The sequence below is a fragment of the Paenarthrobacter sp. 10L412 genome (genome assembly GCF_056395565.1).
On record NZ_JBFTJT010000012.1, the window covers coordinates 132,752 to 146,168 of the forward strand.

General features: G+C 61.6%; 11 protein-coding genes. 4 read left to right on the forward strand and 7 right to left on the reverse strand.

Going from position 1 to position 13,417, the window contains the following annotated elements:
* Window positions 1–61: 61 nt before the first annotated feature.
* Complete coding sequence (locus AC1DD7_RS17690; RefSeq protein ID WP_477516010.1) at window positions 62–1,513, reverse strand: M23 family metallopeptidase; 1,452 nt, start codon at window positions 1,511–1,513, stop codon at window positions 62–64.
* 485 nt (window positions 1,514–1,998) lie between these two features.
* Here AC1DD7_RS17690 and AC1DD7_RS17695 point away from each other — a divergent pair, with 485 nt between their 5' ends.
* The 3 genes from AC1DD7_RS17695 to AC1DD7_RS17705 all read left to right on the forward strand — a co-directional run bounded on the left by AC1DD7_RS17695 (window position 1,999) and on the right by AC1DD7_RS17705 (window position 5,809).
* The gene (locus AC1DD7_RS17695) at window positions 1,999–4,233 is read left to right on the forward strand and encodes an McrB family protein (protein WP_477516011.1); all 2,235 of its coding nucleotides are present in this window, start codon (window positions 1,999–2,001) and stop codon (window positions 4,231–4,233) included.
* Between the two features lie 79 nt (window positions 4,234–4,312).
* On the forward strand, window positions 4,313–5,521 hold the full coding sequence (locus tag AC1DD7_RS17700) for a 5-methylcytosine restriction system specificity protein McrC (RefSeq protein WP_477516034.1): 1,209 nt from the start codon (window positions 4,313–4,315) through the stop codon (window positions 5,519–5,521).
* Window positions 5,522–5,554: 33 nt separating this feature from the next.
* Window positions 5,555–5,809, forward strand: a complete 255-nt coding sequence (locus tag AC1DD7_RS17705) for a PLDc N-terminal domain-containing protein (protein WP_477516012.1) — start codon at window positions 5,555–5,557, stop codon at window positions 5,807–5,809.
* Window positions 5,810–5,812: 3 nt separating this feature from the next.
* Here the strand turns inward: AC1DD7_RS17705 and AC1DD7_RS17710 are convergent, their stop codons facing one another.
* Window positions 5,813–7,483: a sensor histidine kinase gene (locus tag AC1DD7_RS17710; protein ID WP_477516013.1), complete on the reverse strand. Its 1,671-nt coding sequence runs from the start codon at window positions 7,481–7,483 to the stop codon at window positions 5,813–5,815.
* Window positions 7,484–7,583: 100 nt separating this feature from the next.
* Between AC1DD7_RS17710 and AC1DD7_RS17715 the strand changes: the two genes are divergently transcribed.
* Window positions 7,584–8,327 (forward strand): response regulator transcription factor, encoded by a 744-nt coding sequence (locus AC1DD7_RS17715; protein WP_442005867.1) that lies wholly within the window; start codon window positions 7,584–7,586, stop codon window positions 8,325–8,327.
* Between the two features lie 90 nt (window positions 8,328–8,417).
* Here the strand turns inward: AC1DD7_RS17715 and AC1DD7_RS17720 are convergent, their stop codons facing one another.
* The 5 genes from AC1DD7_RS17720 to AC1DD7_RS17740 form a co-directional block, all read right to left on the reverse strand.
* Entirely contained in the window at window positions 8,418–8,720 is a 303-nt protein-coding gene (locus AC1DD7_RS17720) for a DUF4193 domain-containing protein (protein WP_442005868.1), read from the reverse strand.
* A gap of 391 nt (window positions 8,721–9,111) precedes the next feature.
* Entirely contained in the window at window positions 9,112–10,191 is a 1,080-nt protein-coding gene (locus AC1DD7_RS17725) for a LacI family DNA-binding transcriptional regulator (RefSeq protein ID WP_477516014.1), read from the reverse strand.
* 38 nt (window positions 10,192–10,229) lie between these two features.
* Entirely contained in the window at window positions 10,230–11,141 is a 912-nt protein-coding gene (locus AC1DD7_RS17730) for a carbohydrate ABC transporter permease (RefSeq protein WP_442018277.1), read from the reverse strand.
* A complete protein-coding gene (locus tag AC1DD7_RS17735) occupies window positions 11,138–12,019 on the reverse strand; it encodes a carbohydrate ABC transporter permease (RefSeq protein WP_442018276.1) in 882 nt (293 codons plus the stop codon). Before AC1DD7_RS17735 ends, AC1DD7_RS17730 begins: the two co-directional genes overlap by 4 nt.
* Before the next feature lie 46 nt (window positions 12,020–12,065).
* Window positions 12,066–13,400, reverse strand: coding sequence for an ABC transporter substrate-binding protein (locus AC1DD7_RS17740; protein WP_442005872.1), 1,335 nt, complete (start codon window positions 13,398–13,400; stop codon window positions 12,066–12,068).
* Window positions 13,401–13,417: the final 17 nt, after the last annotated feature.

Consider the following 13,417-nt stretch of genomic DNA (forward strand, 5'->3'; position numbering starts at 1 on the left):
CCCGCCTTCCGTCTGCTTGCACGCAAGCAGACGGAAGGCCGGACACTTCTCGTGGACACGCTCAGGGCGTCGGAGTGGGCGTGGGCGTGATGGTTGCCGTCGGTGTGGGCCCGGTGGTTGGGGTTGCTGTGATGGTTGGAGTCGACGTGGGTTCGGTAGTTGGGGTCGCCGTGATGGTTGCGGTGGGAACGGCCGTAGCTGTTGGAGTGGGCGGTGGCGTGGGGTCGGATGAGGGCGTTGGGGTTGCTGAGGGTTCGGCGGTTGGCGTCGGGCTGGCTGTTGGGCTGGCCGTTGGGCTGGGCGTGGGCGTTTCCGTGGCCGTGGGCGTAGTTGTTGGAGATGCCGTGGGTTCGGCGGTGGGGGTGGGGCTGGCCGTTGGGGTCGGCGTCGGCGTAGCAGTCGCAGTTGGGGTGGGTTCAGCCGTGGCAGTTGGCGTGGGCGTAGCCGTTGGGGTCGTTGCAGGTTCGGGAGTCGACGGCGTGGCCGTCGCGGGGGCCGACGTCGCCTGCTCGCCAAGCGCGCCGCCGAGCGACCACACCGGAACCTCGCCAACCGGCGTCGTTCCTGTTGCTGGTGAGTAGCTCGTGAGCCTGAGCAGATCCACGGACGACTCCCTGTCCAACGGAATCAGGCTCCACGATGATGGGTTCACCAGCACGCCATTCACAATTGTTTCAAAGTGAAGGTGGCATCCGGTCGAGGAACCAGTGGAGCCGACCAATCCGATGACTTCCCCGGCTTCGACTACTTGCCCTTTACGGACGGCGCTCGCCTGCAGGTGGTTGTACGTGGTGATAAGCCCGTTGCCGTGATCGATTTCTATCCGGTTGCCTCCGCCCCAGGCATGCCAGCCAACTTCGCGCACGTAGCCGTCGTCGGCAGAATGAACCGGGGTTCCACAGGGCGCCGCGAAGTCCTGCCCGGTATGAAATTCACCGGGGGCACCCGTGATGGGACTGGTGCGTAGCCCGAAGGGTGAGCTGGGGCGCAGATTCACCAGTGGGGACATTAAAGTGCCTGGTCCTGGCCGTACGTGTAGGGACTCAGTGTTACCAACGGACGTTTGCCACGAGCCGCTGCCGCTGGAACAAGGGAGTGTCAGCGGACCTTGGGAGTTCAGGAAACCCACGATCTTCTGGGCCAGCTCCCGGTACTTCGTGTAGTGGTCTGGATCCTGGTTGTGCTGTACCTGGTGGATGGCCAGGGTGGAAGGCAGAAGCTGCCAGTCCTTGATGCCCTTCAGAGCTAGGAAGAAACTGGTCGCGCTGATGAACGGATCCATGCGATCGGCATAAGAGCCCCATGCGCCATTGGCACGCTGCTGGAACAGCCCACGGGAGTCCGGCCCCGCGGCGTCGCCGAAATCCTTGCTTTCAAGGGAAGATTCGCCAAGCGCGGCTTGTACCCCAAGGATTTGGGCATCGGAGGGAAGGTCCAGTTTTTCCGCCGCCACCATGATGGCCGAAGCATTGCGGAGTTGGAGGTCTGAAGGGCCGCTGCTTGTGGACGCCACTCCAAATCCTGAGGCTGTTTGTTGGCAGAGCGTCGACGCCAAGGGGTTTGTAGGCGCAGGCTCAGACATCCCCGATGAGTTGGTGGCCCGAACCGGAGTGTCATTCGTGGACCGGTTGGCTACGGAAGGCGCGTCCGTCGATGAGTTTGCCCGGATCTGTTGGATGGCTGAGGGCGCCGTGGTGGCTGCTCCGGATTGGAAGCAGCCGAGCAGGACCGCCGCCGTAATAAGCGCTAACGGAAACCGGGCGCGAATGCGCAGCCGCGTTGGGCCTTTGTCAGGAGGTTTGCTGTTCACAAATCCCGCTCCTGACATGAGCCCCCGCCCGGCGAAAAGCGTTGGAGGTCCACACCATTGTCTGGATCCGATCACTGCATGTTACGGGTACTGCATGTCTATGGGAATGACAGGCCCACGTCAAGACTTTGCACCTTCGCAGTGCTCCAAATCCAGATGCTTGGCTAAGTCAAACAAGGTAAGTTGGCATGGTGACCCCCTCCGTGAAGCCTGCCATTGACCGCGCCCCCGGAATCTCCAAGGAGATCGAGGACGCGGCCTGGTATGTGCTGGGCCCGGCCCTCCAAGGAAGATCGTCAGCGCTGGACGGACGCACGCTGACGTGGACGGCAGACGCCGCCGGGGAGCTGCTTGAACGCCTTGAACGCGGGGTGGAAGATTCCAAAGCCCCCATGATGACCAATCTCCGGCAAAACCTCGAAGGCGCATCCCGCGAGGCCAAGCTGCTGGCAGTGGAGTTGCTGTTCCTGCAGTCCTTGCCGCTGGCTCATGAGGTCAAGTCCCTCAGGGTGAAGCGCGCACGGGTGGCCGAGGCTGCCTCCTGGGTGGAACCGGCCATCGAGTTACCGGAACAGCTCTACGAGGGCATGACGGACCACGGCGTGATCCGCGACCGCACCGCGGAGTTCAACTGGACCATTTGGGACCACCTGAAATGGCTTTGCCGCTTTGTTGCACACGTGGACGGCCAGAGCACGGAAACCATCAATCAGGCGCTCGCCGATCCTTTGAAGTTCCACGAGCTTGCGGTCGGAACACCAGAGGACCAGTCGGCCCTTCGCCGCAGCATTGAGTATTTGGTGTGGCCCAGCTACTTCGAGCCTGTGGTGGCCGACGTGGAGCGTCGGGAGATTCGTGACGCTTTCGCCTCACTCGTTGGTGGCGCCGGGGGCGAGACCGAGGAAGACGTCACCGCGGACATTCACAGGATCCGGCTCCACCTGGACGAACAAGCCGGGCAGCGTATCGATTGGTACGCACGCCAGCTGGTCAGCCAATGGCGCAAGGTGGGAGATCCCGGCCGCAGATCCTGGTTGCTGCGTACGCATCACGACAACGCTGATTTGCTGGCCGCGTGGGTTGCTGAAGAGAAAGCCACGCTGGATGTTGAGCACCTCCGCTCGCTCGCTGCCGGAGTCACTGCGGGCGTGGTCCAACATGCCGTGGACGAGGACTACAAGCATCTGGGCTATGTTGAGCGCGAGGACACCAAGACGGCTGTCTTCGCCTTCCTCACGGTGATGAAACCCGGCGACCTTACGCTCTACCAGAACGCCGGACGCGTTCGGGTTGGCGTGGTCCTCGGCGAACCAGAACACCACGAGGACAATCGGCGTATCCGTCGCAAGGTCCGCTGGTTCGATGACAGTTACGCCATCACCGAACTCCCGCGCCATGCACAGCGGCAATTGTCCACGCCCGGCATCATCGTGGATGTCACCCGGGTTATTCAGGCGCTGCAGGAACTCCTGCCGGTAGAAGCCGAAACCGACGGCGAGGACGAAGCGCCGCCCACCGCCGTCGTCGAAGTTGTCCAGCAAGGTTTCCGGCCGTTGACGGAAGAGTTCGCGGCGTCCCTCCACATGGACCTCGAGCCACTGAAGGAGATCGCCGAACTGCTCGAAGAGAACCGCCAACTGGTTCTTTATGGTCCTCCAGGGACCGGCAAAACGTACCTGGCCAAGCACCTCGCTGCGGAGCTCGCAGGCGACAGCACCGATGAACGAGTGAAGCTGGTGCAGTTCCACCCGTCGTACGCGTACGAGGATTTCTTTGAGGGTTACAGGCCGGACAAGACCGACGACGGACAGGTCTCCTTCAAGCTTGTGGCCGGGCCGTTGCGTCGGCTCGCGGAGGAAGCTGCCAAGCCGGAGAACGCGCACAAGCCGTACTTCCTGATCATCGATGAGATGAACCGTGCCAACCTGGCCAAGGTCTTCGGCGAGCTGTACTTCCTCCTTGAGTACCGTGACGACCGCATTTACCTGCAGTACAGCCCCAACGAGCCCTTCAGCCTGCCGGACAACCTGTACATCATCGGCACCATGAATACCGCTGACCGCTCCATCGCCATGATGGACGCCGCCATCCGTCGTCGTTTCGCGTTCATCGAACTCCATCCCAAGGTTGAACCGGTCAGGGGTTCGTTGCGGCGCTTCCTTCAAGCGCGTGGTTTGGACACCCTCAACGCGGATCTCCTGGACGCCCTCAACGACGCCATCGACGACTGGGACCGTGACCTGATGATCGGGCCGTCCTACTTCATGAAGAACGCTGCCCAAAACCCCACAGGTCTTCGCCGCATCTGGAAGTACGAGCTCATGCCGTTGCTGGAGGAGCACTATCACGGGCAACTGAACCGCGCGCAGCTTGAGGAACGCTTCGGCCTGGACCAATTGCTGGGACGACTTGCTGCCCGCTAAGGACGTCCCGCCACGTCCGCGCCGGCCACCTGCAAGCGCCGGCAAGACGTCGGCGGCTGCCGGGACCCGGCACATCGTCATGGACGAGCTCTCCCGCGGAGTCGTTGACAAACTCGACCCCCCAACGGCTGCGTTCATCAATGCCAGCGGGCTGGCCAAGGCCTCACCGATTGGCATGGGCCTCTACCGGATCGAACCCGTGGGCAAGGTCGGATCGGTAAGGACTTCCACTGTCCAGCTTGAGGTCCGCCCCAAGGACAGGCTTGGCCTGAGTCGCTTGCTTTTCCTCCTCAGCTACGCCGGTGATCAAGGTTTCCGTGACCACTCCGTGGAAGCCATTGAGCACCCGGATCTCTGGAGCGCCCTGGCCGAGTCGCTGGCCCAGCTGGCCGACCGCGCCCTGAGCCGCGGCGTCCTTCAGGGCTACCTCACCATTGACGAATCGCTCCGGACCGTCAAAGGCCGCATCCGCATCTCGGACCAGATCTCCCGCAGGCCCGGAATGATGGTGCCGTTGGAAGTGTCCTACGACGAATTCACCGAGGACATCGCTGAGAACCGCATCCTCCGCGCCGCCTTGGAACGAATGGGAAAGGTGCCAGGCGTCCGGGCCGACGTCCTGAGCCGCTTGCGCCAGCTCAAGGGAAAGCTCGACGCCGTCACCCGCCTTCAGTCCGGAGCCCCGTTGCCGCCGTGGCGGGCCAACCGCATGAACCTCAGGTACCACGCCGTTCTGCGGCTCTCGGAGGTCATCCTGCGCAATGCCTCGGCCGAGGCCGGAGAAGGGAAGCAACAGACGGCGTCCTTCGTGGTGGATATGGCACAAGTTTTCGAGGAGTTCGTGGGCACGGCCTTGCGCCACGCGATGAGTGCCTACCCTGGCGAGATGCGCCTCCAGTATGGAGCGATGCTCAATGAGGCTGTCCGGGACTCTGATCGCCTGACAGTTCGCCCCGACGCCGTCCACTTCTTGGGCGGCAGGCCGGTGGTGGTCTACGACTCCAAGTACACCGCCGCAGGTGATGCCGGCGCTTCGCTGAACGCGGACCATTACCAATTGCTGGCGTACTGCACCGCACTAAGGGTCCCGACTGCGTGGCTTGTCTATGCCGGGCCGGGGGAGATGAAGCTGCGCAGGATACTCAACACAGACATCGACATCGTGGAGTATCCGCTGGACCTGTCCCTGCCGCCGTCGGAGATCCTGGCCGCCGTGGCGGACCTCGCGGAACAATCGTGGGGCGAGGTTGTACGTCAGGCTGTGGCGGGACGCACGGCGTCGGACTAGCCTGATAACTAAATCTTCACGGATGGAGGCATCATGGCTCGCAGGAAATCGTGGCGCGATATGAGCAAGGGCCAGCGGATCATGCTCATCGTCAGCGGAGCCATAAATATGGCCCTGCTGGGTGCAGCGCAACGCAGTATCGGCAAGACCCCCGACTCCATGATCAGGGGGAAGAAGGCGGTGTGGCGCGCTGTTTCGTTCATCAACTTCTTCGGACCGGTGAGCTACTTCCTCTTCGGCCGCCGTCGTGATGCCGCAGTAGTGGGCACAGTCGGCACCAGGCGCTAAGACTCAGGCGGGCATCTTCACGAGGAAGGTCGTGCCCCGGCCGGGTTCGCTTTCCAGCGTGATGGTTCCGCCATGCGCTTCGACGATTGCCTTGCTGATGGGCAGTCCAAGCCCGACGCCGGGAATGGTGCTGTTGCGTACGCCGCCGGCCCGAAAGAACTTGGTGAACGCCTCGGACTGCTCTTCTTGGGTCATGCCCATGCCGGTATCGGACACACGGCAGAACACGAATTCCTGGTCCTCCCACGCGGCTACTTCTACGTCTGCGCCCTGGGGGGAGTACTTGATGGCGTTTGATACCAGGTTGTCCAGGACCTGGGCTATGCGTGAGGAGTCCACATGGGCTTCCAAAGAGTCAGGGACATCCATGGACAACCGGATGCCCGCCTTGGCAGCGCGGGGACCGGCAGAACTCACGCTTCCCCGCACCAGCTCCGCCACGTCCACCGTGTGCGGCTGAATGATCATGTGGCCCGACCGCACTGCCAACAAATCGGACACCAGGGTAAGCAACCTTTCGGCGTTCCGCCGGACGATATCCAGCTGCCTGCGCGAGGAGGGATCGAGGGACCGGGGATCATCCAGCAAAAGCTCCACGTAACCAAGGATGGACGTCAGCGGCGTTCGGAATTCGTGGGAGACGTTGGCCACGAAGTCGTCCTTGGCTGCCAAGGCATTGACCAGGTCCGTGACGTCGCTGAAGACGACGACCGAGCCGGCGAAGTTCCCGGCGTCATCCACCATGGGGCGGGCGCTCGTGGTGAAGGCACGTTGGTCTGCTCCGGAGCCAAGCCACACGAGTTGGTCCGTGAACCTTTCCCCCAGAACCGCTCGCCGGACTGGACGGCGGTCGACGGGCAACGGCGTGGTCCTGTCCTGGTCGAAGACGAGCAGCTGGGATTCGTTCGGATCGTCGTTGCCTGCAGGAGTTGCCAGGGAGTGCGTGTGTCTTTGGCGGCGGTTCATGAGGATGTCATGACCGTCGCCATCCACGGCCACCACACCCAGCGGCAGGGCTTCCATGACGGTGTTGAGCAGCCGTTCCTGTTTGGTTCTGATGTCCAGGGCTTTCTTTAGCTCCTCGTCCTTTTGCTCCAAGGCCCGCTGCTGGCGGACCATGCTTAGCGTCAGCACGCTCACGGACACGCCGATGCCAAGCATCAGGATGGGGAAGAGCAGGGGTTTAGTGAGGTCCCGCTCGGTTAGTGATCCGTTGACGAACAAGGGGGCCCACACGATGCAAAGCGGGCCCAAGAATGACAAAGCAATGGCCAGTCTTGGGTACAGGCCGGATGCACAGAGCCAAATGACGGGCAGGACCACCAGGACGCTGAGTCCCGTGAGCGATTCCTGTCCTCCTTCCCTGCCGAAGGAGATTGAGACCATGTCCAGGATCGGTATCGTCAGGAAGCTGGGGAACGGGAGCCGGTGCCAAGGCACAATGACGCACACCGCCAACAGGAATGCCTGACTCAGCAGGAAGAGGAGAAACAGGGGATTCTCGAGGGTGGCCGGGAAAAAGAGCCACACCAGAATCGCCGAAATGCAGACACAGACAGACAGCGGCAATTGGCTGAGAACCACCCTCATTCGCAGGGTGTGTTCGTGGAAAGAGCGCCGAAAAACCAGGAGTTTTTTCTTCTCCCCAAGATCCCAGGTGGTTGGGCGGGTCACGGCGCAACCACCGGGAATGCAGAAGAAAGTCGGTTCATGAGATCAGCCTAACCATAATGGTTATACTTCGAAGGGTTATCGAAGGGGCTGAGGGGCAGCGATGAGTGAAGTACGTGTGGGGCTGGTCATTGAAGATGACCAGGATATTCGCGAATTGGTGCGTGTGGTCCTTTCGCAAGCGGGGTTTGACGTCCATGTTGCATCCACTGGATCCGCGGGCGTTACGTCAGCCCGTGAACTGAATCCTGACGTCATAACGCTGGATCTGGGCCTTCCCGACATCGATGGCTTCGAGGTGGCACGGCAGATCAGGAAATCCTCGGACGCCTACATCATCATGCTCACCGCCCGGGCGGAGGAACTGGACACCCTCATGGGCCTTGAGGCCGGCGGTGATGATTACCTGACCAAGCCGTTCCGTCCGCGCGAACTTCGCGCCCGCGTCGAGGCCATGATGCGAAGGCCCCGCGCGTCGTCGGAGTCCAAGGCAGCCGTGGAAGAAACTGACCCGGAAATGAGCCACAACGGCCTTGCCGTTTCGGCAGGTTCCCGGACGGCAGTCCTGAACGGCAAGGAACTGAGGCTGACACGCACCGAATTCGACCTCCTGCTCGCCCTCCTTGAGACCGGCAGGATCGTGCGGACCAAGGCAGATCTGGCGCGGCGGCTACGCAACGAACCCTACGACGTCGGCAGTTACGTCAGCGACGCCGACGAACGCGCCGTTGAGGTACATATGGGCAACCTGCGCAAGAAACTTGGCGACAGCATCCAGAACCCGCGCTGGCTCGAGACCGTGCGCGGCGTTGGGTACCGGCTGGCGCCGCTGGCTCAGGGCAACTGAGCTGCGCCACTGCGGACGGCTGGGGTGCCAGCCGCCTGGGCGCGATTCTGCGATGCCGTTGGGTTCGTGGTGGTACCTACGGCAAGGGGTTTAGCCTTCGCACTCAATGCAGTATGAGTGGCCGTTGGCTTCGCGTGCCAATTGGGACCGGTGCCGGACCAAGAAGCAGGAGTAACAGGTGAATTCGTCCTCGGCCTGGGGAATGACCTGAACGATGAGTTCCTCGGAGACAATTTCACCGCCGGGAGTCAAGCCTTCATCGAACGCATCGGCCTCGTCCAATTCAGTGACGACGCTGCGGGCATCAGGCGCGTTGGCAGATTTCAGTGCCTCCAGCGAGCGGTCCTGAGATTCCTTAACGTCGGAGCGGACTTCGTCGTAGTCAGTTGCCACTTAGGTGATTCTCTTTTCTGGGTGTTCGATTCTGACGACACTGCAACGCGCACCACGGCGTCATTGTTCCCGGGGATAAAAATTCGCCGCGTCTTGGCCGGATTCTCCCGCGCGGACACTGATTGTGCAACAAGCCGTTGCACAATTGCCGTGGGGGCATGTCGTCGTTCTTTTGGGCAAGACAGACACTCGACGACATGACGAATGTGCGCCGGAGCCCTGATTTGAGCCTTGCGGGAGGAGGGAAGAACCTCCTCCCGCAACATCGTTTGTATAGCCTCGGCCTTTGGCCGCGGGATTCTGGCATAAGGAGGCGCAGCTTGGCGGGGGCGCCGGCGACAGCAGCGCAGTGCGACGATGCGGTCCCCGAGTCCAGCCGGGTGCTCGAAACCTATACGGGCGAGTGCGCAGCCACGGATGCGCGTTCAATGGTGGGGCACGCAATCTTCACTGCGGAGTCGATGGGTGCTTCGTCCAAGCCCAGCAGCATGCGTACTCCTGCCGCCCCGAGTTCGTAGTGCGGCAGCGACACTGTGGACAGCGGCGGCCGAAGGTGGGCGGCGATGACTTCCTGGTTGTCGAAACCGACCACGGCAATGTCGTCAGGGATGGACAGCCCGTGTTCCCGCAGTCCGTCGTAGAGTCCCATGGCCATGCGGTCGTTGTAGCAGTACACGGCGGTGACGTTGCGTTTGAGCAGCTCTTCGGTGGCGCCGTATCCGCCTTCCTGGTCGGGGTAGGCTTCCATGACCAGGTCAGGGTCAAACCCAATGCTCGCGGCAGCCAACGCGTCTTTGTAGCCCTGGAGCCGTCCGTCTTTTGCCGGGGCGGGGATGGTGGCATTGATGAAGGCGATGCGTCGGTGGCCGGCGTTGAGCAGTATCTCCGTGGCGGAGTGCCCGCCCTGTGCTTCGTCGGGGACGACAGCGCGGGCTGCCCCGGGCTCTGTAGCGAAGCAGTTGACGAGGACGAAGTCCGCCTCACGCAGGGTTTCCGGGATGTCGGTGGGCCGGTGGAACCACGTCGAGTACAGGATGCCGCGTACCTTGTATTCCAGCATCATGGCGATGGCGTCCTTTTCCAGGTCGCGGTTGCCCTCGGTGTTGGCGATCAGTAGGGCGTACCCGTGTTTCCACGCTTCGTCCTGGGCTCCGTGGATGATCTGTCCAGCGAAGGGGGTGGTAGCGACGCCGTCTGCGACCAGCCCGATGAACCGTGAGGTGCCGCTGACCAGGGTCTTGGCCATTGCATTGGGGCGGTATCCAAGCTGCCGGATTGCGTCCTGGACGCGTTGACGCGTCTTATCTGCAATGCGGGCATTCTTCTTCTGGTTGATGACCAGGGAGACCGTGGCAGTGGACACGCCGGCCGCTTCAGCAACTTCGCGGAGGGTAACCGGATGCGCGCGGCCTATTTTGACAGGAACGTCGGGGGTGGCCGCGTTGCCCGAATTTTTCTTCTGCGAAATCATTTGCCCTCCATCGGGAGTATATCCGGCTGGCATGGGCGTCACCCCTTCGTCGCCCCGCTCTCGAGGCCTTGGATCATCGCCTTGTTCAGCACGAGGAACACCAGCAGCAGAGGCGTGATCGTGACGCAGACCGCGGCAAAGGTGGCCGTCCAGTCGGTTTTTCCCATGGCTCCGATGTAGTTTTGCAGGCCCAGTGGGATCGTCTTGAGGCCCTCAGAGAGCACGAACGTGTTGGCGAAGATGAAATCGTTCCAGATGAAGATGCTGTTGACCAGAACGACTGTGACCACAGTATTCACGGAGAGGGGGAGGGTGATCAGCCCGAAGATCCGGTAGGGGCCCGCGCCATCCAGCGAGGCGGCCTCGTATGTCTCGCGAGGGATGTATTCAAAGAAGGAGGAGAAAAGGTAGATCGACATCGGAAGAGCGAATCCCGCCAGGGGAATGATCATCGACGGGTAGGTGTCGAGTAGGTTAACGGTCGAGTAGTCGATGAAAAGCGGTACCAGCGCGATCTGCACGGGCACGATGATGCCAATCATAAACAAGCTGCGGACGAACTTGCTGAACCGAAAGCCGAGGACCTGCAGGGCATAGGCCGCCATCATGCCCAGAAGCACGATCAGCAGGTTGGCGCCCATCGTGACAATGAAACTGTTGACGATGTTCATCCCGAGATTGCCGGTCTCAAACGCGCGGGCGTAGTTATCGAATGTGATCGCCTTGGGCAGAGCAAACGGGTCGCCCGTCGCGAAGTCATTTTCGGTGCGCAGACTGGTGATGAAAAGCCATGCGAGCGGGTAGACCTGCACGATGACGATGAGCGCGATGAGGACCTTTGATAGGGTGCCGTGCAGGCTTCGTTTGCGCCTGCGCCGCGTGGGCAATGGTGGCCTGCTTTCTGATGTTGCAGGGCTGTGCCTTGTGATCCGAGCTGCTTGCGCGGTCATGCGTCCGCCTTTCGTTTGAGCATGAAAAGGATGAGTCCGACGGCGACCAGGCACTCGACAACGATAAATACCGAGATGGTGCTGGCGTAGCCGAAGTCGGTGCTGGTGAAAGCTGTCTTGTACATGTAGGTGGTCAGCAGTTCCGAGGACTGTCCGGGGCCGCCGTTGGTCATCAGATAGGGGATGTCGAATCCGCGCAGGCCGTAAGTGGTCGCCATGATAGTGGTGGTGATCCAGACGGGCCGGATGTGCGGGAAGCGGATCTTGGTGAACAGTTGCCACCGTGATGCACCGTCGAGGCGGGCGGCTTCCTCAAGTTCCTGCGGAACGGATAGCAAGGCCGCGTAAATGATGAGCATGTACAGCCCCGTGAAGCGCCAGCCTTCCGGTACCGATACTGCCGTGAGGACGGTGTTCACGTCTGAGAGCCATGCGTGTTCGAGGGTGCCGAGGCCGATCCACTGCAGCACCTGGTTGAGCAGACCCACCGGGTCGATCGAGTAGATCCGCACGAAGAGGAATGCGATAGCCACGGTGGAGATCACGGCCGGCAGCAGGTAAAGAGTCTTAATTAGTTCGCGGCCGCGGCGCAGAGAGGTGAGTAGGGTGGCGACAAGCAGCGCACCGCCGAGCTGCAGGACCAGACAGATAAACAGGTAGCCGAGTGCATTGAAGAAGGAGCGCCAGAAGACGTCATCGCCGGTGAACATCCGTAGGTAGTTGGCGAGGCCGACGAACTCCATGTCGCTGATGCCGTTCCAGGAGAAGAAGCTGAGGAACAGGGACTGGAGGATGGGGAACAGTACGGCGGCGCCGTAGAGCAGCAGGGGTGGGAGCAGGAAAACCAGTACTGAGAGTCGGGACCTGTTGGGGAGCATGGTGGGGCCTTTCGGGTGGGGGGCCGAGGCCCCCCACCGTTATGTGTTATTTGAAGAACTTCGGTGCGTTCTGCGCGATGGTGCTGTCCATCGTGCTGGTGAACTGTTCCGGCGTGATGTCGCCCTGGACGAGGAGCACGAGTTCTTGCTTGAGCCGTGAGTCAGTTGTCGGGTCCAGCTGCGTATCCCACGGCATGGCCTGCTGGTCTCCCAGGTCGTTTGCTGTCTCGAGGGCCTTCTTGTACAGGGGAGTCGCATTGGCCGGGGTGGCGGTCTGCACGTTGGTCGTCGGTGAAAGAGCGCCGGTGGCCGCGTACTCGGAAGGGTATTTCGTCAGGGCAAACTTGAGGAAGTCACTGACGAGCGGGTCGTAGGTCTTGGCATTGACAGCCATGCCGATTCCGGACGGCGAGACGTATTCGTTGGCAGCGGTGACGGATCCTTCAGTTGTCGGGAGGGTGAGGAAATCAATATTGTCCCGAACTGCCGGGTTCAGCTTGTCAGTCGCCAGGCTTGGCAATTCCCACGTGCCGATGTTGTACATCGCTGCCTTCCCGGAGGTGAAAATGTTCTGGGCGTCGGAGTAGCCCTGCGAGGAGAAGCCATCCTGGAAGCACTTGTTTTTGCCCAGGGCAGCCAGCCAGTCAACGGCCTTCTTCCCGGCAGCGTCTGAGAACTTCGCGTTGCCCTTCTTCAGCTTCTGGAGGAAGTCGGGACCCGCTGTCCTGAACGGCTGGTAGGCCATGTAGCGTTCCAGGGGCCACTGGTCCTGCCCGTCGATGGCGATCGGGGTGATTCCGGCGTTGCGCAGTGCGGTGCACATCGCGGGGATGTCGTCCAGCGACTTCGGTACCGGGACGCCAGCCTGCTGCAGCAAGGCCTTGTTGTACCAAATGAACTCCAGTTCGAATTGGAACGGGATCATGTACAGCGATCCGTCATCGAATCGCTGGTAGTTCAGGGCGTTGGGTCGGTAGTTGTCATACACGCCCAGGTCTTTGAGCAGCTTTTCCGCGTCCACCATCTTGCCCTGCTTGGCGAGCTGTTGGGCGAAGGGTGTGGCATCCGTGTCGAAAAGCTCGGGAAGCTTGTTCGCGGCGGCGAGGGTCTCGAGTTTCTGGATATATGAGGGGCGGTCGGGGGTGGTGATGAGGTTCAGCGAGAAGCCCGGGTGGTCCTTGGCATAGTCGTCCGCGACCTTCTTCATGATGTTGATTACTGCCCCGTCCGCTGGGCGAGAGAGCAGCCATGAGATTTCCCTCGGTTTGATCTCGCCGGTGGGCCTCACATTGGCAGGGCCGCCGGCCCCTCCGCCGGCGCAGGCGGCCAGGGACAGCGCAGCTATGGCCGCGACCGCAGCCGTGCGAATCAGTTTCTTCATGGAACAATCTCCTTTGA